Consider the following 24,259-nt stretch of genomic DNA (forward strand, 5'->3'; position numbering starts at 1 on the left):
ACTTAAGCTATTAATGCGGCTATTTGTTTTTCTTCTGACAATCTTTTTAATGCTTTTTTATAATCTGTTGGCATCACTTTGATAAAATGGTTTTGTTGGTTTTCCCAATCATCTAAAATTCTTTTTGCTAATGGACTATTGGTGTATAAAAAATGATTTTTTATCAAGCTTCTAAGTAGAGTAAAATCTTCATTTTCCAAAGTTTCAAGTGCTACCATTTCCATATTGCATAATCCATTTTCGAATAATTTATTGGGGTCAAAAACATAAGCTACGCCACCACTCATTCCTGCTGCAAAATTCCTTCCTGTTTTCCCTAGAACCACGACAGTTCCGCCAGTCATATATTCGCAACCATGGTCACCAATGCCTTCTACAACAGCTGTTGCTCCTGAATTTCTAACACAAAAACGTTCACCCGCCATTCCATTAATATAGGCTTCCCCAGTGATGGCTCCATAAAGTGCTACATTGCCGATGATAATATTCTCTTCTGGTTTAAATGTTGCAGTTTCAGGGACCTTAATGATTAATTTACCTCCTGAAAGTCCTTTGCCTAAATAATCATTACAGTTTCCATGAATTTTAAGCGACAATCCATTCGTGGCAAATGCACCAAAACTTTGTCCAGCAGAGCCTTCAAAGTCAATTAAGATGGTATCTTCTGGTAAACCTTGGGCACCATAAATTTTAGAAATTTCATTACTTAAAATAGCACCAACTGAACGGTCGGTATTTTTTATTTTAAAATTAATTCTGGTTTTCTCTTTTCTGTATATGGAAGGGATGGTTGCTTTTATAATTTCAAAATCGAGGACGTGATCTAAATGATGATCTTGAGAAGTGGTATTGTGATTAGGGACTTCTTTGGCTTTTTCGGGTTTGTATAAAATGGGTGATAAATCCAATCCACTGGCTTTATAATGTTGAATCGCTTTATTGACATTCAATTTTTGGGATTGCCCTACCATTTCTTTGAGTGTTCTGTATCCCAATTGTGCCATGATTTCTCTTAATTCTTCGGCAATGAAATACATAAAATTGATGATATGCTCGGGCGTTCCTTTGAAGTTTTTTCTGAGTTCAGGATCTTGTGTGGCAATACCAACCGGACAAGTGTTCAAGTGACAAGCGCGCATCATAATGCAACCAGAAGCTACTAATGGTGCTGTTGCAAATCCAAATTCTTCGGCACCTAGCAAGGCAGCTATAGCTACATCACGCCCCGTTTTTAATTGTCCATCACATTCTAAAACTACTCGACTTCTTAAATCATTCAAGATTAGAGTTTGTTGAGCTTCTGCCAAACCTAGTTCCCATGGAATTCCGGTGTGTTGTAAAGAAGTTAGTGGAGCAGCTCCAGTTCCTCCATCATGACCAGAAATTAGAATCACATCCGCTTTTGCTTTGGCAACACCAGCAGCAATTGTCCCAACACCAACTTCTGAAACTAACTTAACATTAATGCGAGCTTCCCGATTAGCGTTTTTCAAATCAAAAATGAGTTGTGATAAATCTTCAATCGAATAAATATCGTGATGTGGAGGAGGAGAAATCAAACCTACATATGGAGTGGAGTTCCGAGTTTCAGCAATCCAAGGCACTACTTTTTCTCCCGGTAATTGACCTCCTTCTCCTGGTTTTGCCCCTTGGGCCATTTTGATTTGTATCTCTTTAGCATTGGTCAAATAATTGATGGAAACTCCAAATCTGCCCGAAGCCACTTGCTTAATGGCACTGTTTTTAGAATCACCATTAAGGTCTTTTTGAAAGCGTTTGGAATCTTCTCCCCCTTCGCCAGAATTACTTTTTCCACCAATTCGGTTCATAGCAATAGCTAAGTTTTCATGAGCTTCTTGACTGATGGAGCCATAAGACATGGCACCCGTCTTGAATTTTTTTACAATTTCGGTCCAAGATTCTACTTCGTCAATAGGAATGGGGTCGAGGTTATTAAATTCAAACAAACCTCTAATAGTCATTAGATTTTCACTTTGTTCGTTAACTGTTTTGGAGTATTCTTTATAACTCTCAGGACTGTTTAAACGAACGGCTTGTTGGAGTTTGGCAATAGTAGTTGGGTTAAACATATGCTTTTCACCTGTCCTTCTCCAACGATAAATACCACCAATTTCTAAAGGTAATAAATTGGCAATTTTTGAATTTGGAAACGCTTTTTGATATCTTTTTTTGATTTCTTTTTCAATTTCCATCAATCCAATTCCTTCTATTCTTGAAGGAGTATTTGGGAAATATTTTGAAGTAACCGTTTTATTCAATCCCAAAATTTCAAAAATTTGAGCAGCTCGATAGGAATGCAAAGTAGAAATCCCAATCTTATTCATAATTTTTAAAATTCCTTTTGCAATGGCTTTGTTGTAATTCTTGATGGCATAATCTGCTTTGATATCAGGAATAAATCCTTTTTTAACTTGGTCGTAAATAATTTCATTCACCATGTATGGATTGATAGCACTCGCGCCATAACCAAACAATAGCGCAAAATGATGAGGCTCTCGAGGTTCTGCAGATTCAATAATTATTCCAAATTTAGAACGTACTTTAAGCGTATTTAAAGTATGATGAATATAAGAACAAGCTAACAATATCGGAATGGGCATCATTTTTTCATTGACCCCTCTATCGGAAAGAATTACAATATTGCACCCTTCTTCAACAGCTTTGAAGGTAGCTTGAACGCATTTTTCTAGTGCTCGCTCAAATCCGTTAACGCCTTTTTCAATTTCATATAAAGTCGAAATAGTGACCGATTTAAAATCTAAGTGATGAATATTTCTAATTTTATCTAAATCTTCGTTTGATACAACTGGGTTTTGAATTTTAAGTTTCTTGCAATGTTTAGGCTCTATATCAAAAATATTAAAATCACCACCGATAGCTAGACTAATATCTGTAATAATCTCTTCTCTAATGCCATCCAATGGAGGATTGGTTACTTGAGCAAACATTTGTTTGAAATAATTATAAAGGAGTTGTGGTTGATCGGATAAAACGGCTAAAGGAGTATCATTTCCCATGGAACTAATAGCTTCTGCTGCCTGAATTCCCATTGGGTTTATAATGGTTTGAAGGTCTTCAATAGTATAACCAAACAAACGTTGTCGAGTTTCAAAATCTATCTTTTCTTGGGGAATAGGGTTGTTAGTATATGGAATTTTAGCTAATTGAAGTAGATTTTCATCTAACCATTTTTTATAGGGATGTTTAGTAACTATAGCATTTTTTATTTCATCGTCTTCAATAATTCGTCCTTTATTCATATCTACCAAAAACATTTTACCCGGCTCTAATCGACCGTGTTGTAATACATCTTCAGCCTTTATATCGAGTACTCCAATTTCCGAAGACATGATAACAAAACCACTTTTGGTGAGGGTGTAACGTGAAGGGCGTAATCCATTTCTATCCAATAAAGCACCAATGACATTCCCATCTGTAAAAGGAATTGAAGCTGGTCCATCCCAAGGTTCCATGATACAAGCATTGAATTCATAAAAAGCTTTTTTCTCCTCAGACATAGTTTGGTGTTTTTCCCAAGCTTCGGGAACTACCATCATCATGGCTTCTGGTAAAGAGCGACCTGTCATTAGTAACAATTCAATAACCATATCCATGGATGCTGAATCTGATTTTCCTTCTAAAATAATGGGGAATAATTTTTTGATGTTATCGCCAAAAACATCACTTTTCATAAGCGCTTCACGTGCCCGCATTCGACTAATGTTTCCACGGAGCGTATTGATTTCTCCGTTATGACACATGTAACGGAACGGTTGTGCTAATTCCCAAGAAGGGAAAGTATTTGTTGAAAATCTTTGATGTACTAATGCTAATCGGGTTACCAAATCATCATCTTGCAAATCAGTATAAAACCGACTAATATCTTCGGGCATTAAGAGTCCTTTATAAATAATAGTTGTGGTAGAAAAGCTTGAGAAATAAAAGCGATGACTTTCGGAAATTTTAGAATTGATGATAGAATGTTCCGCTATTTTTCTGGCAGCAAATAATTTAGCGTTGAATTGTTGTTCGTTAAGTTGTAATCCATTTTTGCTGACAAAGACTTGCTTTATAGTAGGCTCTTTATCGGCTGCAATTGCTCCAAGATTAGATTTGTCAACAGGAACATCACGCCAACCAATTATAGTTAAATTCTGTTCCTTAATGGCTGTTTCAAAGGCAGTTTTGCAAAAGGAAATTTGGTTCTCACTTTTGGGTAAAAAGACCATGCCAACAGCATATTCTTTAGGTTTTGGAATCTCAAAAGAACAAACTTTTTTAAAGAAATCATGAGGAATATCAAATAGAATTCCGGCACCATCCCCAGTTCTACCATCCGAACTTACTGCGCCTCGATGTTCTAGTTTTATTAAAATGTCAAGCGCTTTATGAATAATGTCATTCGATTTAATTCCATTTAAATTGCAAATAAATCCTGCACCGCAATTATCATGTTCAAATTCTGGTAAATAAAGACCTTGTTCTTTTATTTTCATGCGTATTAAATTTTTACTAAATTAATATTTTAGATAAAAATAATTTACTTAAATTTACTATTGTATCAATTTTTATCAGTATTACGCTGTAAACTATAAAATATTATTAATTTGACAATAAATGAATTGTTTTAAAAGCTTCTCTGCAATTTTTTGTCTGTTTTGAGTTTGATTAGTAGTAGCAAATTAGACCAGATTAATTTCTTGAATAAAGTAGCTAATTTGATATACATTTCTTTTTGGTTTGATTCTAATTAATTACTTTTGTGACTCGTTTTACTGTTCTGAAGTTTTTGGACAGTTTTGCATCTCACAAACCAACTTATTTATATGAACATACACGAATATCAAGGAAAAGAAATTTTAGCAAGTTATGGCGTTCGCGTTCAACGTGGCATCGTCGCTAATAGTCCAGTAGAAGCTGTTGCAGCTGCCAAACAATTAACGGCCGAAACAGGAACGGGCTGGCATGTTATTAAAGCTCAAATTCACGCAGGTGGAAGAGGAAAAGGCGGCGGAGTAAAATTGGCTAAAAATCTGCAACAAGTGGAAGAACTTTCAGAACAAATTATTGGGATGATGTTAAAAACGCCTCAAACTCCACCAGAAGGAAAAAGAGTGCATAAAGTTTTAGTTGCTGAAGATGTTTATTATCCTGGAGAAAGTGAAACGTCTGAGTTCTATATGTCAGTGCTTTTAAACAGAGCCAAAGCAAGAAATATGATTATGTATTCTACAGAAGGTGGAATGGATATAGAAGAAGTAGCTGAACATACGCCACATTTAATTTTTACAGAAGAAATTGATCCAACTGTTGGTTTACAAGCTTTTCAAGCACGTAGAATTGCCTTTAATCTTGGACTTTCTGGAAATGCTTTTAAAGAAATGGTGAAATTTGTAGATTCATTATACAACGCTTATATCGGTTGTGATGCTTCTATGTTTGAAATTAATCCAGTTTTAAAAACTTCGGATAACAAAATCATGGCAGTTGATGCTAAGGTGAATATTGATGACAATGCTTTATACCGTCAACCAAAATACGCAGACATGCGTGATATTCGTGAAGAAAATCCAATTGAAGTAGAAGCCAAAGAAGTTGGTTTGAACTACGTTGATCTTGATGGAACTGTAGGATGTATGGTTAACGGAGCAGGATTAGCAATGGCAACCATGGATTTAATTAAATATGCAGGTTTTGAGCCAGCCAATTTCCTTGACGTTGGTGGAACTGCTGATGCAAAACGTGTGGAAACAGCCTTTAGAATTATCCTTAAAGATCCCAATGTAAAAGCCATTTTGATTAATATATTTGGTGGAATTGTTCGTTGTGACCGTGTTGCCCAAGGAGTTGTTGATGCCTATAAAAATATGGGAGATGCTATAAAAGTGCCAATCATTGTACGTTTGCAAGGAACTAATGCTGAAATTGCAAAAGAACTAATAGATAATTCGGGTATGCCAATTTTATCTGCAGTACAATTTCAAGAAGCAGCAGATCAAGTTAAAGCGGCTTTATCTTAATAAATTGAAATTCAATATAGAAATAAAATCCTGAGTGAAAGCTCGGGATTTTTTATTATTTTTCGACACTATTTCAAGTAACAGTATATATGGATACAACTACTTTCTCAACTAAAAGAATCAATCTTTTCATAATGCTGATATCAGCCACCATGATGTTGATTGTGCTTAACCTTCCTTTCAAAGCAAAACCTTTTGGTGATAATACTTTTCATGTCGAATCTAAAAATTTAGCCCGTTATCTAAAAGGAGATGTTAGCTATGATAAAGTAACTATAACCAAAGCGCCAGGGCCTATTATTTTTTATACACCAGCTTATTTTATTGCCTCTTCAAAAGCTACTGATAATCAGCTCTGGGTATATGCAACAGTATTTACTTTTATAATTGTTACTATCAGTTTATTATTAATTTTTAAGATTGCCAATGCATTATTTTCAAAAGAAGTAGGGCTTCTTACTATTTTGCTCTTCTTTGCTTTCCCAATACATTGTTATTATTCTTTGGGAATTTTGGCCGAAGTACCTGCCTTTTTTTCCTTGACATTAGCACTTTATGGTTGGACTATAGCGTTTCAAAATCCCAATAAAAAAACAGGTTGGATTTTATTGATTCTTGGCATGTGGTTCTTAATTCTGAACAGACCCAACACGATGCTGATTTTAGGTCTAGGATTTTTGATTGTCGGCTATTCTTATTTCAAGAGAAAGGAATTTTTTAAAATCTTTGGAAAAAAACTCCTGCTAACTTTTTGTTGTGTTGGATTGTTGGGATACGGAGCCTTACAAGCTGCAAAAGCAATCACTGGGACCAAATCTTATGAAAACCAAGAAGGCTTATTTTATTATGTAGCCCATATGGGAAGATTTCAATTTAGAGAGGAACCTACCGACTTTCGTTTCTGGGATAATGATAACAGAGCTGATAGTAAAGACTATCAAAATTGGGGGAAAAGCGGAACTGAATTGTCTGGTATTATGGACAAAACCCATCGTTCCTCTAACGAAGTTTATAAAGAATTTTTGATTAATGATGCTTTTGAACATCCATTCCTTTTTACAAGACAATTTTTTGTAAAATGCTTTTATGGTCACGTTTATTTCATTAATAGTGTTACTCCAGAAAAATTTCATTTAGGACCAATTCACGGCCCCATAGCTTATTGGTTTGTAATTCTTCTGATAAATTGTATTAATCTATTACTCATTTTTGGAGCCTTTGTATTTTTATTCAAAGAAAAAAACTTAATCCATTACTGGTTGTTTTGGGCAGTTATTGTTGCTTTATTAATTTTTCACGGTTTAACTTATATGGAACCACGTTATATGTTTCCAACAAGAGTTGCTTTATACCTCATGAGTGCTGCAGGTTTATACAGAATTCGATGGGTGCAAAATAAAGTCAACTTTATTGCTAAATTTGTTTTTCCAAATAAAACACAAACTAGCTAATGGAAGCCAGCCAAAAACCCATTATTGGAATCGTTTCTCCTTGTTATAACGAAGAATTAGTTTTGCCTGAAACATCATTGCAATTGAACGATATTATAAAAGATTTGGTGGCCCGAAATATCATTTCTGAAAAGAGTTTTGCCGCTTTTGTTGATGATGGGAGTAAGGATAAAACTTGGCACTGTATAGAAGAAAAAGCCACTCAATTAACCCATATTAAAGGTTTAAAATTAGCTGGAAATGTAGGTCATCAAAAAGCATTACTAGCAGGATTACTTATCTTCAAAGACGAAGCCGACGCTTTAATTTCTATTGATGCCGATTTGCAAGACGATGTTAGTGTTATTGAAGAAATGATTTTAAAATTTTTATCTGGAATTGATGTCGTCTATGGTGTTCGAAAAGAAAGAACGACAGATACTTTTTTCAAACGAAATACAGCCTTACTTTTTTATAATTTAATGAAAATCATGAAGGTGAATATCATTCACAATCACGCCGATTATAGATTGTGCAGCAAAAGAGTTTTGAACGCTTTAGCGCAGTTTGATGAAGTGAATTTGTTCCTTCGAGGCATTATCCCAAGCATTGGGTTCAACAAAGATGTGGTTTATTATGACCGATTAGAACGGTTTGCAGGTGAGTCAAAATATCCCTTCCGAAAAATGGCTGCTTTTGCCTGGAATGGGGTTACTTCCTTTAGTAATTATCCCTTAAAATTGGTAACTATAATAGGTTTTGTTATCTTTTTTGTTTGTTTGATTATGACCGGTTATGCTTTGTTTGCTTTGTACACAGGCAATGTGGTTCCCGGTTGGCTTTCAACGGTGTTACCTATGTATTTTTTAGGAGGAGTTCAGTTATTTTGTTTCGGAATAATAGGCGAATATATTGGTAAAATTTATTCAGAAGTAAAACAAAGACCACGATATTTCATTGATAAAAGAGTAGACTAAAAAAATTATGGAAAAAGATTTTGAAAAGAAATATCATGATGTTGAAACAGACCACTGGTGGTTCAAATCGCGTAGAAAATACTTGCTTGACTTACTGAAAGACGCGCCAAAAGACAGCAAAGTACTTGACATTGGTTCTTCGTCTGGAATCTTTCTAAAAGACTTGGAAGCTTTAGGTTTTAAAACTGAAAATCTTTTTGGAATTGATATTAGCGAAATAGCTATAGAAAACTGTAAGGCTAACGGAATTGCTAATGCCTATGTAATGGATGCCCAAAACATAACACTCAATGAAACTTTTGATATTATCATTGCCTCGGACTGTTTAGAGCATCTTCAAGAGGACACCAAAGCGATTAAAAATTGGAAAAGCCTGCTTAAAATAGGAGGGACCATGTATGTTTTTGTTCCCGCTTTTATGTCGTTATGGAGTTACCATGATGAAGTAAATATGCACTATCGTCGTTATACTAATCCCGAATTAAAATCAAAGCTGATAGCTGAAAATTTAGAAATTATAAAATCTAGTTATTGGAATTTCTTTTTGTTTTTACCGGTGTATTTATTCAGAAAAATGAGCGCTGTTTTTCAAAAGAATAAAAAAGGAGAAGCCGATATTAGCATTGGTAACCCTTTAGTAAATTCCACTTTACTTAATTTAATTGTTTTTGAAAACAAACTGTTGAAAGCAGTGAATTTCCCCTTTGGCGTAAGCACTTTTTGTATTGCCAAAAGAGTTTCTTAGTATCAAAATTCTAATTCAAAACGATTAAAAGGCACTATAAGCTATTGTTTACTAAGCCCTTTCGGAAATAGAAATCCGATAGGGCTTTTTTTATTTTTACATCGAATTCTCGACAAAACCAATCGAATTCTAATTTTTATCGCATTGTTTAGAAGTAAAGTCTATTTTTGATTTAATAATTAGCGATATGAAATTAAAACTACTATTTGTATTTCTCTCCTTTTCTTTGTTTGTCAACGGACAAAACAAAGCGATTGATAGTTTGTCATGGCAGCTTACCCATACCAAAAGCGATATTGTAAAAGCTAAAACGCTTAATAATTTGGCCAGTGAATACCTGTCAACAAATCCAAAACAAGTCTTGCAATATGCTACTAAAGCGTTGCAGCTTGCAAAATCAATTGGCTTTAAAGTTGAAGAAGGAAATGCGTATCATCTTCTAGGAAATGCTAATGTACTTCTTGGGAACTATACTCAAGCACTTGACTATTTTTCAAAATCCCAAACTATTTTCGAAAATGAATTGCCTATAGGTTCAGAAGAAAATATAAATGAAATAAAAAATGGCTTGGCTCGTGCTTATGGAAGCATTGGTTATGTTTTTATGGAACAAAGTAATTACGATAAAGCCTTGCAGTTTAATTTTAAATCGTTAAAAATCTTTGAAGAAACCAACAACCTAAAAAAATTAGCTAGAGTTTATAATAATATTGGAGTAATTTATAAATCGCAAAACGAGCTTTTTAAAGCTTTAGTATACTATGAAAAATGCTTGGATATTCAAGAAAAACTAAAAGACGAAAACATTGGAACTACCACTAGTAACATAGGCTTAATTTACTTACTGAAAAAAAACTATCCAAAAGCAGTAGCCCGTTTCAATGAAGCAAAAGTGTATTTTGATAAGTATCCCAATCCACAAGGGTTAGCCCAACTTTATTATAATAATTCATTGTATTATTCTGAAATCAATCAATTTGCTAAGGCTATTGAATTTACAGATAAAGCATTGGCTATTTTTACAAAAACGGAAAACAAATTTGGAATAGCCAATTCGTATGCCAATTTGGGAGAAATATATTTAAAGCAAAAAAAATACGATTCAGCATTAGAGTATACCAACAAAGCTTTGGTCTTGTCAAGAGAGTTAAACACGCTAGATAAAGTACAAGTATTTGAAAAAACGCTAAGTGATATTTATGAAAAACAAAATAATATAAGCGAAGCATATAAGCATTACAAACTCTATAGTGTTGCAAAAGATAGCGTAACCAATGCGCAAACCATAAAAAATTCGATACGCGCTGAAATGAATTTTGATTTCGATAGAAAACAAATGATTCAAAAAGAAGAACAAATTAAAAAGGATTTGGTTTACAACGAGCAAAAAAAGTACAATCAAATCAAAGTATTCTTATCTATTTTATTGTCTTTATTGCTATCTGGAATTGCTTTCCTAATGTACAACCGAGTACAACTTAAAAAGACATTAACCCTTGAAAAAGAATTAGCCGTATACGAACAAAAAGCATTGCACTTGCAAATGAATCCTCATTTTGTGTTTAATTGTTTGGGATCGATATCCAGTTTTATTGTCAAAAACAGTACGGATGCCGCCATTAAATATTTAGCCAAGTTTTCTAAACTAATGCGATTAACTTTAGAATATTCCAAAGAATCGCTAATCCCAATCGATAAAGAAATCGAAAGCCTTGAAAATTATTTGGAACTAGAACAATTGCGATTCAATAATTCGTTCCAATTTAAAATAAACAAATGCAAAGAAATTGAGGACGATGTGGCATTACCACCCTTATTGTTGCAACCTTTTGTTGAAAATGCCATAATTCACGGTATGAATCCAAACACTAGAACGGGTCTTATCACTTTAGATTTTTTTCTAGAAAACGAAAGTTTAGTTTGTGTAGTTACCGATAATGGTATAGGAATTAACAAATCGAAAGAAATGAAGAAAAACTTGGTATCTATGCACAAATCGATGGCATTAGATATTACTAAAAAGAGACTGGAAATGATGGAGGAAACCACCTCTAAAAAATCAAAAGTGACCATTGAAGAAATCCAGGAAAACGGAAAAGTATTGGGAACTAGAGTTACACTCGTTTTACCGCTACAATATTTATCTACTATATAACTAAATTAAAAAAGAAATGATTACAGCTGTACTTATAGACGATGATATCAATTTAAGAGATGGAATGAAAGGACTTCTTTCACTTTATGCACCCGATATTTCTATCATTGGTGAAGCGGATAGCGTGGAAAGTGGCGTGAAAATCTTAAACAACTTAAAACCTCAAATTGTTTTTCTAGATATTCAAATGAATGACGGAACAGGTTTCGATATTCTAGAAAAATTATCTGAAATCAACGGCAAAGTAACGTCACATGTAATATTTGTTACCGCGTATGAGCATTATGCTATCAAAGCATTCCGATTTAGTGCTTTAGATTTTTTATTAAAACCTGTTGCACCTGATGATTTAGAAAAAGTAGTGGATAAAATTAGAATGGTTCTAGAAAAAGATAACGACTATTCACACATCGATTTATTATTAGAAAACATCAGGAAAAAAGCAGATAACTTTAAAAGAATCGCTTTGTCCAATTCTGATGGAATGCATTTGTTAGACATTAATGATATTATTCGCTGCGAAAGTGATGACAATTATACTAAGTTTTTTATAAAAAGCGGAAAACCAATCCTAATCTCAAAAACACTAAAAGAGTATGAGGAATTGTTATCAGAATACGATTTTGTCAGGATTCATCAATCGCATTTAATAAACTTAGCTTACGTTAAGTCGTATGTGAAAAAAGAAAATGGATTTGTAGTGATGCATAATGACGAACATCTTCCAGTATCTCAAAGAAAAAGAGATTTATTGCAAGACGTTTTGTCCAAAAAAATAAATTAAAATACACCATACAGACTCCCAAGTTGAACCAAAATATAATGATAATGAAAAATACTATTTACCTAATACTGTTGTTGTTTGCTGGGATGGCAAATGCTACAAATATCGTGTTTGATGGAACAGTCTTTAAAAATAAAGTATTGCAATCTTCCACATCCAATTCGATTGCCAAAGATAACAATGGCAATAATTTAAAAGTAGATGCGGATGGCGATAATGAGATTAGTTTGACAGAAGCTAACGCAGTCTATCAATTAGATGTAAGTAGTGCTTCTATAGTAAACTTGACGGGTATCGAGAGTTTTACCAATTTGAGAACTTTAGATTTTCACCAAAATTTAGTCACTACTGTTGAACTTTCTGCTTTAGTAAACTTACAACATTTAGTTGCTGATCATAATAGCCTTACTACAATAGATTTGTCTGCTTTGGTGAATCTTTTAGATTCTGATGTATCCAATAATTCGCTTTTTACCATTTACGCCAAAAACGGGAACAATTCAGATGTTTTTAATTTCAGCAGTGGAGATATTTCTAATTTATCGTATATCTGTATTGATGAAGCTCAAGTAGCATCAGTCATAAATGATTTACCAGGTAGTACAACTGTTGTTGTTAATTCATATTGTACCCCAACTCCAGGACCTGTAGGGAGTTATGAAACTATATCAGGAACCATAGCTTATGATGGAAATGGGAACGGAATTGATGCGAGTGATGCTAAATTTCCATTTGTGAAAGTGAAATGTGTAATTGGTGCCGATACGCTTCAAACTATAACAGATGCAAACGGTCAATATGCTTTCTATACCCAACAAACTTCAGGAAGTTATACCGTAAGCCCAGTAATTGAAACGAGCAGTGCATTTATAATTCCAACAGCACCGGGAGGAACTTTGGGTGCCAATGCTACTGTTGACTTTCCTATCACTGCAGCCACTGTTCCTTCGCCTGATTTAGAAGTAGTAGTAGCACCTAATGCTTCAGCAGTAGCTGGAGGCAATACAGTTTATCAGGTAACCTATAAAAACAAAGGCTCTAGAATAGTAAACGGAAATGTGCTGCTTACTTACGATAGTTCGAAAACTAGTATTGTTAGTTGCTCAGATGTAAGCGCTTCTATTGCTACTGCAGGACAAGTCGCTTTAAATTTTTCTAATTTACTGCCATTCGAAACCAGAAGTTTTAATGTAACGCTGTCAATAAATGCCGGTAATGCAGTAGGGGAGGCTTTAAATTTCAATACTACCATTACCGATAATCTAGGAGCTACAGAAACGACAACAGCACCAGACAATGCTTTCAATTACAAACAAAGTGTTGGTACTGTTACTCAAAACACCATAGATTGTCTAGAAGGTGTAGCCGCTGATAATACACAAATTGGAAATTACCTTCATTACCGAATCAATTTTGTAAACACAGGAAATGCTGTGGCTAAAAATGTGACTGCTAAAGTGGTTTTTGACCCTGCAAAATACGACATGAACTCATTGCAAATCCTCAATTCTTCTAATCCGTTAAATCTTAGAATTAGCGGAGCAACTGCGATATTTTTTATGGGTAATGTAAATGCTGGTGGGCCTGGAGGAGACGGAGGAATATTGCTAAAAATAAAAACAGTAGGTTCGTTAGCATCAGGATCTACCGTAACCAGTAGTGCCCAACTATTTTTCGATTATGAAGCAGGTTTCATTCCAACACTTATAACTCCTGCCGAAGTTACAACGAACAATGCTGCCACTACATTCCAGAATTTAAGTATTGGGCAAAATGAAATGGATGCTTCTATCCTAGTTTATCCAAATCCAACCAATTCAATACTAAATATCGATAGTAACAATAGTATTAAAACTGTACAACTTTATGATATTTCAGGAAAGTTGTTGCAAACCAATATATCCGATTCTGATAAGGTCTCAATGGATATGACGCAAAGATCAAACGGAATTTACTTCCTTAAAATAACTTCTGATAAAGGTCAGAAAGTAGAAAAAATTGTGAAAGAGAAAGATTAGTTTTTTGTATATGCTTGTTTGAACCACTAGTTTGCATTAGTTAGTATGTAAATTAGTGGTTTTTTTATTTCAAATAAAAGGGCACTACAGGGAATTTAAAGCCCCTTTTAATTTTTCAATCTCCAAGGGTTTCAACAAAAAGTCATTAAAGTAAAAATTGTATTCCTCATTGTCTTTGGCAGCTATATCCGCAGTGAGCCCAAATATGGGAGTTTCTTTGTTGAAGTTGGGAAGTGTTCTAATGTTTTTAGCAGCCTGATAACCATCCAAAACAGGCATGTGAATGTCCATTAGGATATAATCATATTTAGTGTTTTGTGATTTTTCTGTGGCTTCAAGTCCATCTTTAGCATGGTCAGTAACCATACCCCATTTGGATAAAAGTTTCAAGGCAATCATAGCATTAATAGCATTGTCCTCTACTAGCAATACTTTTACACCATTAATATCATTTTCAAAATTAGTCTGATTGTTTTGCTCTGTATTTTTAGATTTCTTCAACTTCAATTCAAAAGTAAAAGCTGAGCCTTTTCCAATAATACTTTGTATTTCTATTTTACTTCCATGCAATTCAATGAGCCTTTTCGTAATCGATAAACCCAAACCTGCTCCATCTTTTTTTCGGGTAATGCCCGATTTAAGTTGGGAGAAACTTTCAAAGACTTTTTCCAGATTCTCTTTCTCAATTCCAATGCCAGTATCCGATACTTTGAATGCCACAGTATCGTGAGTCTCTGTTTGATGTACAACCTTAACGTCCAGTTTTATAGCTCCAATATCAGTGAATTTGAGCGAATTGTTAACTAAGTTCCCTAATATTTGTGTGATTTTGGTTTCATCAATATAGTAATAGTCAAATAGTGCTTCGTCTAATTTTAATTTGAATTTAATTCCCTTTTCTTTAGCTTGAAAATTATACGCATTCCAAAAGTTATCTAAAAAGAATTTGATATTGCTGGATTTCAAATCTAAAGTCATTTTTCCTAAATCAAGCTTAGTATAGTCCAAAATGTTATTGACAATCTGCATCAAATGATTCGAAGAAAATTTAAGCGAATTTACCAATACTTTGTCTTCGGGTTTTGCATTTTCATTTAGCATGGTAGCCACCGTAGTAATAGCATTCAAAGGGGTTCTTATCTCATGACTCATGGTAGATAAAAACTCTTGTCGTATTCTAGCAGTTTCTTCGGCTTTATTACTTTTGGCAAGGATAATGGCTTTCTCCTTTTGAAATTCAGCTTCTTTCTGCATAGCCTGCATCCGCACTAGCAAATCATAATTCTCTATTACCTTAAAGTTTTGAGCATTGAGTACACTTTCTTTTTCAAAAAGGTAAAACTCTAGAAATTCAAGGGTTTTAGATAAATTGTTTTCAGCTTTATATATGGTATAAAATAGGTGAAGTAATTTAATTTTAATGATGGAAATGTTAAACGAATTACAAACCTCCAATCCAAGACTAGCATATTTTTTGGCTAAGGCAATATCCTCAATTTCAAAATACAATTTCGCCAATTTGGTGTAAGCCATTCCCAATCCCAATTTTTCACCCATTTCTGTATGAATGGCTATAGCTTCTATAAAATCGGCTATGGCTTCAGTATAATTTTTTTGTGCAAAATGAATTTTTCCTCTTCCATAAATGGCAAATCCCAAGCCCCGAGTATCCTTAGTTTTTTGCTTGATTTCAATCGATTTTAAAATAATGGTCCAAGCGGCTTCAACTTGATTATTCTTGATATAAATCCCCGACAAATTATTGTAAGCATTCGATTCCAGATTTAAATCATTGATTTTTTTAGCCGCTTTGATAGCATTTTTATAGGATTGAATGGCTTTTTGCTCATCACCTGTAAAGTCGTAAACAGTCCCTAACGATTTTTCACATTTGGAAATGTTGTGATAATCGTTGAGGTTTTTATACACAATGAGCGCATCTATAAGATATACAACGCCCATCTGAAAATTATTAGTCTTGTAATAAAAACTGGCTAAATTATATTTGGCATCAGCAACTCCTTTGTCATCATGGAGCTCTTCATAAAGTTTGATGCTTTTTTGAGATAAATTAAAGGATTCATCATACTTACCAGTGATCATATAATATAACGAAAGCTGAGAGTAAGCTTTTGCTTTTAAATCATCAAACTCTTTTCCTTCACATAAAGCCAGTGCCTTATTGGTTAGGATAATACTTTCTTCAAGATTATTAATCCTAATAGAATAAGAGTCTTCTAAATATAAATTAATCTTACTTCTGATTTCTTTCATTCGTTAAGACGGCAAATAGTAATTAAAATTGGGGTAAAATTATTTCCATTCCACCCAAAAATAGCAAAAAAATAATGGCATTCTCTATCCTAAACATATTATTATTAATTTACCCTTCTTATTTTGTAGTAGAAGTAGTAAAATAGGAACCAAAAATCAAAAAACTGGCGTCCTTTATTATTAGACTTTATAAATTAAGAGATAGATTTTCTTAACCTAAATTAGGGTTTTATTCTTTCTAACTGGGGTTTTCCTTTCCCCCCGAGGGGTTATTTTGTTTCCCGAGGGGTAATAAAGTATCCCCACAGGGTTTTCCTTTTCCCCCACGGGGTGATAGAGTATCCCCTTAGGGTTTTTACTTTACCCCACAGGGTTTTCCTTTTCCCCCACAGGGTTTTTCTTTTCCCCCACGGGGTTTCTTTGTTTCCGATGGGGTGATAGAGTATCCCCTTAAGGTTTTTTGTTTCCCCAAAAGGGTTTCTTTCTTCCCGACGGGGTGACAAAGCATTTACTAGTGGTGACAAAGCAATTAGGAAGGGGGTTTCTAATTACAACTTAGGGTTTTAAAGTTACCAAGTTTAACGAAGCAGATAAAATGTCGTTTTTTTATCAAATAATTAACGAAAACGTTGTCATAATTCTTTTTTATTTCATTTCGAATTCCCTAATTTTGTTGAATTAATAAACAATCAGATTTAATTCCCTTATTTATACCATGTCTAAAACAGCAATATTAGAATTTGATGGCCAAAAGTATGAGTTTCCGGTTATTGTAGGAAGTGAAAACGAAGCTGGCATCGATATTGAAAAACTACGCGCCCTAACGGGTGCCATTACGCTAGACCCAGGATACAAAAACTCAGGTTCTTGCAAAAGCGACATCACATTTCTTGATGGTGAAGAAGGTATTCTTCGTTACAGAGGCTATGCCATAGAAGATTTAGCTGATAAAGCCGATTTTTTAGAAGTAGCTTACTTAGTAATTTTTGGAGAACTACCTACTAAAACCCAGTTAGAACAGTTTGAAACAGATATAAGAAAATATACTTTGGTAAACGAAGAAATGAAAAACATCATTGACGGTTTCCCAAAAACGGCTCATCCAATGGGTGTGCTTTCTGCACTTACTAGTGCCTTAACTGCTTTTAATCCAAAAGTAGTTAACGTGGAAAATGAAAAAGAAATGTACGAAGCCGTGTGTAAAACCATGGGTAAATTCTTGGTCATTGCTACTTGGACGTATAGAAAAATGATGGGCTATCCATTAAACTACTATGATAACACAAAAGGATACGTGGAGAACTTCCTGCACTTAATGTTTGAATTACCTACCGGACCTTATACTTCAAATCCAGTAGTAGTAAATGCCCTTGATAAACTATTTATTCTGCATGCAGACCATGAGCAAAACTGTTCTACATCAACCGTTAGAATTGTAGGTTCATCACACGCTGGCTTGTTCGCGTCTATTTCTGCTGGAGTCTCTGCTCTTTGGGGTCCATTACACGGAGGTGCTAATCAAGCAGTGTTAGAAATGTTAGAAGCCATTCAAAAAGATGGTGGGGATGCCGCTAAATATATGGCAAAAGCTAAAGATAAAGATGACCCTTTCCGTTTAATGGGATTCGGACACAGAGTCTACAAAAACTTCGATCCAAGAGCCAGAATTATCAAAAAAGCCGCTGATGAGGTTTTAAGTACCTTAGGGGTAGACGATCCAATTTTAAATATCGCCAAACAACTTGAAGCGGCTGCCTTAGTAGATGATTATTTTGTATCAAGAAAATTATATCCAAATGTTGATTTCTATTCAGGAATCATCTATCGTGCTTTAGGTATTCCAACGGATATGTTTACAGTGATGTTTGCTATTGGTCGTCTACCAGGTTGGATTGCGCAATGGAAAGAAATGCGTATCAATAAAGAGCCAATAGGAAGACCAAGACAAATATACACCGGCTATCCTTTAAGAGAATTTAAAGCCATGGATAAAAGATAAAGATTATTCATTTTATAGTTTATAAAACTCCTTACCATCGTAAGGAGTTTTTTTGTGAAAATAACTTGTAAAAGAGAATTTATCAAAAGGGTATTATATACAATTTTGCAGTAAATATATTTTTTTTACTGCATTTTACTTCTTATATTTGCTTAAACTTTAAACAATTTAGGTATGTTTAACAAAGAAATTAAATCAGTAATTGACTTATTACAAGCGTTTCCCGACGAACAATCGTGCATTGAGCATTTCGAGAGAATACGTTGGGACGGCAATGTAGTTAGTCCTTTCGATGCAAGTTCAAAGGTATATAAAACCAAAAATGGTTATATGTGCAAGAACACACAAAAGAATTTTAATGTTAAGACAAATACTTTGTTTGACAATACTAAGATGCCTTTACAAAAATGGTTCTTAGCTATTTTTATTGCAACTTCGCATAAAAAGGGAATATCCTCTTTACAATTAAGTCGTGATTTAGATATTACTCAAAAGTCTGCTTGGTTTATGTTGCAACGGATAAGAAACTGTTTTAAGATTGATAGTGAGATACAACTACGCAATGAAGTTGAATGCGACGAAACGTATGTGGGAGGAAAGGATAAAAATAGACCTGTTCACAAACGTAGTAGTGCAAATTATTTCGGGAAAGATATTGTATTTGGAGCAGTCGAGCGTGGAGGTAAAGTTTATGCTAAAACTGTAAATCACGCTACATCTATAGAATTGCAAGAACAAGTACTTAAATCAGTCGAAATAGGTTCTGTATTATATTCAGACGAACATCGTTCTTATAGAGCATTGGGCAAAGTCTACGACCACCAATATATAAAACATAACAAAAATGAATATGTTAGAGGAAATATACATACAAATACTATTGAGGGATTTTGGAGTTTATTAAAACGTGGTATTATTGGGATTTATCATTTCACATCTAAAAAACATTTGCAGTTATACGTTGACGAGTTTGTTTATAGATATAATACACGAGATTTGTCTACAGAGGACAGAATAAATTTATTACTTTCGAATGGTGAAAATAGAACAACTTATAAAATGCTTATTCACTAATGGACTTAAGTAAATTAGATACAATATTAAAAATGGAACTTGACGGGGAAATATATTACTCTGTAAAAGAAGCCGAACAACTTTTGGGGATAAACCTTGACGATGCAGATTATATTGAGATAATTATAACCGAACAAGGCGAAAAGAAAAAAAATCGATTTACACGAAAGAATAGCTTTGAAAAGTTTGTTGACGATAGAGAACTATCAACTTTTAATAAAATGCTAAAACAAGCATCTAAATTTAACCCTAACAAGGATAAAAAATAATTGCAAACAACAATTCTTAATGAATTAATAATTTGTTGTTGTTGTATTAAAAAGATATTATCTTTACATTCGTATTTTTTAAATTACATTTAAACATTATGTCACAAAATATAGAAATAATTAAATATAACGGCAAGAAAGTTCTTGAGGCTAACTTAAGTGGTTTAGGTTATTTTGATGAAATTAACAATAAGCACGTTTTAGTTATACCAAGCATGATGCTAGCATCATCTGGTTCTACTGAAGAGGAGGCAAGAAATTTTTTAACGATACAAGTAGAGTTATTAATGAGTGATTTCAATAAAATGGGCGAGTCCAATTTTTATGCTGAAATACGTGAATTAGGTTGGGAAAAAAATGACTTCTTTAAGAAACGTGTTGAAAAAAGTGAAATGACGTTTGATGATGCAAAAAAGATGTTTAATATACCCGAAAAAGCTGAGTTGAAAAAAATGGCAATGGAATTTTAATGGCAAGTACAGAAAAAGCAATATCGCCAGAGGTTTTCATAAAGTTTTTACAAGACTTAAATTGTAAGATTGAGGATGACAGGACAAATTTGAGAACTTATAGATGTCCAAATTGTTTGTATAGAATTTCTATTCGCCCAAACGAAGATTTGATTTTAAGAGTAGAAATACGAAGTATTTTAAAAAGATTAAAAATTGGAATAGGAATATTTGAAAAATGGCTTTCAGAATATGAATCTCAAAAACCCGAGTAACTACTCGCGTTTTTATTGATAAAATCTGTTAATACATTTAACCTTAGTATTCAAGCGTAATTTTATTAGTATTTTACGACTATTTTAAAAGCTCCAATTAAGGAGCTTTTTTATTCTGCATACATTTGATATGTTAACCCTCTATTATCATCAAATTGATTTATAATACCGTCTATAGTTTCTATAAAGTTATCATCGTGAGGATTGTTTATTGGATTTCCGTCTTCTGAAAATACTATAGACATATAATTATTGTCTTCTAAATGCATAAAAGCAACATTAATTTTTTGGGTCGGAGTATTAAAGTAATACATAGCCCATCCATATAGCTCTTGCGGAGTTATTTCGTAAGCCATTAAGCTATTTTTACTACTGAAGATTGTATTTTAGCAATAGCGCAATACACATCGGCTTTTTGTTTAGCTGATACATTTGTCCATTGAAGTTTTTTAAAATCTTCAAGAGTTTTTACTTTGCTTTTATCTACTGTTGTAGTTTTCATGATATGGTTTTATTTCGAAATAAAAGTAATTAGTATTCTATTGATTATATGAAAATAATCGATGAAATGCATATTTATCCGTTTAATGTAAGTAAACTACTTATATCTTATACAAAGATAGTAGTAAAGTTCTTGATGTATTTGTAAAGTTCTGTTAATTGTTTACATCATTATCACATAACATTATACGTTATATAAACGCAAAAAGTTACAATTTATTATCTTTGCATTTCCACACGATAGGGGGACTTAGTGAGCCACCACAAAACGACTGAATTAGGCACAAGTCTAAAGTTGACGCAAAATAGTTGCCGAACATTGCAAAGCCGTCCGCACTCGTTGTCGATTTTTACCTTAAGACAACACAAGTTTTAGCGTATTTTCAAACTTTGGATAAATCCCAAACTTAACACTCTTTTTTCATTACTGCAAAGTAATATATAGTTACCTATCAAAATGTAAGATATTGTCTTAATCAATTTATAAATATATGTAATTCATCGATTTTATGTGTATTTTGTAGATTATTTTAAAAAATAAAAATACATTTGATATGTCAAAATAACAGAACAAAATCAATACCATTTTTAGAAAAATAAAGATGTGTTTTTGATTGATTTTATAATTTTAAAATGTTCTGCTATGAAAATGAAAACTACCTATTTTTTTGCAATCCTATCTTTTTTCGGTATCGTATTTACGACAAATGCGCAAGTAGATAACACTTTCTCAGGAGAGAATGCAGGTCTAAATAATACCGGAAACTACAATACCGGTTTTGGTAAAAATGCTTTAATTAATAATACTAGCAGCAGCAACAGTGCTTTCGGAATAGGAGTACTATCTAACTCTACTGGAGGTTTTAATTGTGCTTTTGGTAATGGTTCATTAGTTTCTAATGGCTCAGGTTCTTTAAATGCTGCTTTCGGAACTAGAACTTTAGTAAACAACACAACGGGTTCTCGAAATATTGCCATTGGACACAGAACTTTAGAAGCAAATCTTGAAGGTTACAATAACACAGCCATTGGTTATGCCTCTTTATTAACCAATTTAGGAAATAATAATATTGCAGTTGGCTGCTCAACACCAAGAAATTTAGAAACTGGAGACAGTAATATTTTCTTAGGTACTGAAACCGCAATTAATTTATTAAACGGAAGTCAAAATGTATTCATAGGTAATAGAATAGCTGTACAAAAACTACCCTCGACATCTCTTTTAGCAGGGAATGATACTAGTAAATCAGTTATAATTTCTGATGGTTCTGGAATGCAAAGAATTTTTGTTAACAAATACGGAAATATGGGGATAGGTTTGGGGAATAATGTTATCCCAGCCAATAAATTAGATGTAAGTGGTGCTGTAGTAATAGGTAAAAATTTTACTCCTAATGGAATAGTCCCTGGTGAAGTTGCTCCAGTTAATGGTTTGCTTGTAGAAGGTAAAGTCGGAATAGGAACAAGTGCCCCCAATAATAAATTAGAAATTACTCAAGGAACTAATGGAAACTCTGGACTGCGTTTTACAAATCTAACAAGCAATTTCAATGCGGTTACTGTGCAACAAAACAATAAGTTTTTAAGTGTTAATGCTACTGGTGATGTAGTGCTTCAAAAAATAAATAATGTTGTGGATAGTAACGTTCTATCGTCAACGGCCAATGTAATGAATAGCAATGTAAATGGGATAGCTTCACAAACACCTATTGTCAACTCTATTTCTAATGCTATCAATACAAATAATCAATTAGTAACTACTGTTAATGGTGTGGCAAGTAGTCCAGTAAATTTACCAGTACCTACTTTTACAGAAGTTGATGGTAGTACAACTAATGAATTACAAACGCTTTCACAATCAGGGAACACCATTACACTTTCTCAAGGTGGAGGGTCTTTTACACTACCAATAGACACTGATACTGATGCACAAACTATAGCCCTATCAGGAAATACTTTATCAATATCCAATGGAAACAGTGTAACACTTCCAACGTATACCGATGTACCTCAAGTGCTTACCCAGGCTGAAGGAGGGGTAATAACACTTTCTAATGGTGGTGGTTCGTTTACTTTACCAACTTTTACAGATACTGATGCACAATCTCTAACATTAACAGGGAATACATTAGCTATCTCAAACGGAAATAGTGTGTCACTTCCAACTTACACTGATGTGCCTCAAACTATCACTCAAAATGGAAATACGATTACGCTTTCTAATGGTGGTGGTTCGTTTACTTTACCAACTTTTACAGATACTGATGCACAATCCTTAACATTAACAGGGAATACATTAGCTATCTCAAACGGAAATAGTGTGACACTTCCAACTTACACTGATGTGCCTCAAACTATCACTCAAACTGGAAATACGATTACGCTTTCTAATGGAGGAGGGACATTTACCTTGCCAACGGATACCGATACCGATGCACAATCCTTAACATTAACAGGGAATACATTAGCTATCTCAAACGGAAATAGTGTGACACTTCCAACATACACTGATGTGCCTCAAACTATCACTCAAACTGGAAATACAGTAACGCTTTCTAATGGTGGTGGCTCTTTTACCTTGCCAACCTATACCGATACAGATGCTCAATCTTTAACATTAACGGGTAATACTTTAGCTATATCCAATGGTAATACAGTAACTCTTCCTACTACAAGTGTAGTTTCTGGAAATAGTAATATTACTGTAACTGGTAATGGTTCAACTGCTTCTCCATTTCAAATCAGTTCAGTAGATAACAGCCTTTATGCTAACAATGGAACTATAAACCAAGCCACAACAATCAATAGCAACAGAATTGTGGATATGAATAATAGTAATATTTGGTTTAAAACAGCCAATAGCACTTCAAATGGAAAAATATACCTTGGTTCAACAGCTGCTTATCCAAGTACTACTGGAAATTATAAGTTATTTGTAGAAGGTGGAATCTTGACAGAAAAAGTAAAGGTAGCACTAAGAAGTACGGCTAACTGGGCGGATTATGTTTTTGAAAAAAATTACAATTTAATGCCATTAAAAAATGTGGAAGAATATATTACGGCAAACAAACATTTACCAGGTATTGACTCAGCAAGTGAATTATCAAAAAGCGGACTTGATTTAGCCGAAATGCAAGCGAAACACATGGCTAAAATTGAAGAATTAACGCTTTACATCATAGAGCAAAATAAAGCCATTGAAAAAAACAACAAAGACATTGAAGAGCTAAAAACTCTAGTGAGAAAATTAACTGCTAACGAAGATTGA

Annotated in this window: 17 protein-coding genes; 13 read left to right on the forward strand and 4 right to left on the reverse strand. The window is 33.7% G+C overall.

Annotation, left to right across the window (positions count from 1 at the left end; all coding sequences use genetic code 11):
* Positions 1 to 2: 2 nt before the first annotated feature.
* Positions 3 to 4,517 (reverse strand): glutamate synthase large subunit, encoded by a 4,515-nt coding sequence (gene gltB, locus OLM53_RS13710; protein ID WP_264520787.1) that lies wholly within the window; start codon positions 4,515 to 4,517, stop codon positions 3 to 5.
* A gap of 330 nt (positions 4,518 to 4,847) precedes the next feature.
* Between gltB and sucC the strand changes: the two genes are divergently transcribed.
* The 7 genes from sucC (at position 4,848) to OLM53_RS13745 (ending at position 14,150) form a co-directional block, all read left to right on the forward strand.
* A complete protein-coding gene (gene sucC / locus OLM53_RS13715) occupies positions 4,848 to 6,041 on the forward strand; it encodes an ADP-forming succinate--CoA ligase subunit beta (RefSeq protein ID WP_264520788.1) in 1,194 nt (397 codons plus the stop codon).
* A gap of 134 nt (positions 6,042 to 6,175) precedes the next feature.
* A complete protein-coding gene (locus OLM53_RS13720) occupies positions 6,176 to 7,492 on the forward strand; it encodes a glycosyltransferase family 39 protein (RefSeq protein WP_264520789.1) in 1,317 nt (438 codons plus the stop codon).
* Complete coding sequence (locus OLM53_RS13725) at positions 7,492 to 8,448, forward strand: glycosyltransferase family 2 protein (protein WP_264520790.1); 957 nt, start codon at positions 7,492 to 7,494, stop codon at positions 8,446 to 8,448. The genes OLM53_RS13720 and OLM53_RS13725 overlap by 1 nt, the downstream gene beginning before the upstream one ends.
* Positions 8,449 to 8,455: 7 nt before the next feature.
* Complete coding sequence (locus OLM53_RS13730) at positions 8,456 to 9,193, forward strand: class I SAM-dependent methyltransferase (RefSeq protein ID WP_264520791.1); 738 nt, start codon at positions 8,456 to 8,458, stop codon at positions 9,191 to 9,193.
* 187 nt (positions 9,194 to 9,380) lie between these two features.
* Positions 9,381 to 11,348, forward strand: coding sequence for a tetratricopeptide repeat protein (locus tag OLM53_RS13735; RefSeq protein WP_264520792.1), 1,968 nt, complete (start codon positions 9,381 to 9,383; stop codon positions 11,346 to 11,348).
* A gap of 16 nt (positions 11,349 to 11,364) precedes the next feature.
* Positions 11,365 to 12,132 (forward strand): LytR/AlgR family response regulator transcription factor, encoded by a 768-nt coding sequence (locus OLM53_RS13740; protein ID WP_264520793.1) that lies wholly within the window; start codon positions 11,365 to 11,367, stop codon positions 12,130 to 12,132.
* Between the two features lie 44 nt (positions 12,133 to 12,176).
* Positions 12,177 to 14,150, forward strand: coding sequence for a T9SS type A sorting domain-containing protein (locus tag OLM53_RS13745; protein ID WP_264520794.1), 1,974 nt, complete (start codon positions 12,177 to 12,179; stop codon positions 14,148 to 14,150).
* 84 nt (positions 14,151 to 14,234) lie between these two features.
* On the opposite strand, the gene OLM53_RS13750 is transcribed toward OLM53_RS13745, so the two are convergent.
* A complete protein-coding gene (locus OLM53_RS13750) occupies positions 14,235 to 16,424 on the reverse strand; it encodes an ATP-binding protein (protein WP_264520795.1) in 2,190 nt (729 codons plus the stop codon).
* Positions 16,425 to 17,139: 715 nt separating this feature from the next.
* Between OLM53_RS13750 and OLM53_RS13755 the strand changes: the two genes are divergently transcribed.
* From OLM53_RS13755 to OLM53_RS13775, 5 genes are all read left to right on the forward strand, one after another.
* Positions 17,140 to 18,423 carry a citrate synthase gene (locus tag OLM53_RS13755; protein WP_264520796.1) on the forward strand — a complete coding sequence of 428 codons (1,284 nt, stop codon included), beginning with the start codon at positions 17,140 to 17,142 and terminating at the stop codon, positions 18,421 to 18,423.
* Between the two features lie 174 nt (positions 18,424 to 18,597).
* Positions 18,598 to 19,497, forward strand: a complete 900-nt coding sequence (locus OLM53_RS13760) for an IS1595 family transposase (RefSeq protein ID WP_264520797.1) — start codon at positions 18,598 to 18,600, stop codon at positions 19,495 to 19,497.
* Positions 19,497 to 19,766: a hypothetical protein gene (locus OLM53_RS13765; protein ID WP_264520798.1), complete on the forward strand. Its 270-nt coding sequence runs from the start codon at positions 19,497 to 19,499 to the stop codon at positions 19,764 to 19,766. Before OLM53_RS13760 ends, OLM53_RS13765 begins: the two co-directional genes overlap by 1 nt.
* Before the next feature lie 98 nt (positions 19,767 to 19,864).
* Positions 19,865 to 20,236, forward strand: a complete 372-nt coding sequence (locus OLM53_RS13770) for a hypothetical protein (protein WP_264520799.1) — start codon at positions 19,865 to 19,867, stop codon at positions 20,234 to 20,236.
* Entirely contained in the window at positions 20,236 to 20,490 is a 255-nt protein-coding gene (locus OLM53_RS13775; protein ID WP_264520800.1) for a hypothetical protein, read from the forward strand. Before OLM53_RS13770 ends, OLM53_RS13775 begins: the two co-directional genes overlap by 1 nt.
* Positions 20,491 to 20,600: 110 nt before the next feature.
* Here the strand turns inward: OLM53_RS13775 and OLM53_RS13780 are convergent, their stop codons facing one another.
* Both OLM53_RS13780 and OLM53_RS13785 read right to left on the reverse strand, forming a co-directional pair.
* Positions 20,601 to 20,846, reverse strand: coding sequence for a hypothetical protein (locus OLM53_RS13780; RefSeq protein ID WP_264520801.1), 246 nt, complete (start codon positions 20,844 to 20,846; stop codon positions 20,601 to 20,603).
* Positions 20,846 to 20,992: a hypothetical protein gene (locus tag OLM53_RS13785; protein WP_264520802.1), complete on the reverse strand. Its 147-nt coding sequence runs from the start codon at positions 20,990 to 20,992 to the stop codon at positions 20,846 to 20,848. The genes OLM53_RS13780 and OLM53_RS13785 overlap by 1 nt, the downstream gene beginning before the upstream one ends.
* A gap of 642 nt (positions 20,993 to 21,634) precedes the next feature.
* Here OLM53_RS13785 and OLM53_RS13790 point away from each other — a divergent pair.
* Positions 21,635 to 24,259: a beta strand repeat-containing protein gene (locus OLM53_RS13790; RefSeq protein WP_264520803.1), complete on the forward strand. Its 2,625-nt coding sequence runs from the start codon at positions 21,635 to 21,637 to the stop codon at positions 24,257 to 24,259.

Origin of the sequence: Flavobacterium sp. N1994 (assembly GCF_025947145.1) — a bacterium.
Classification (GTDB): Bacteria; Bacteroidota; Bacteroidia; order Flavobacteriales; family Flavobacteriaceae; genus Flavobacterium.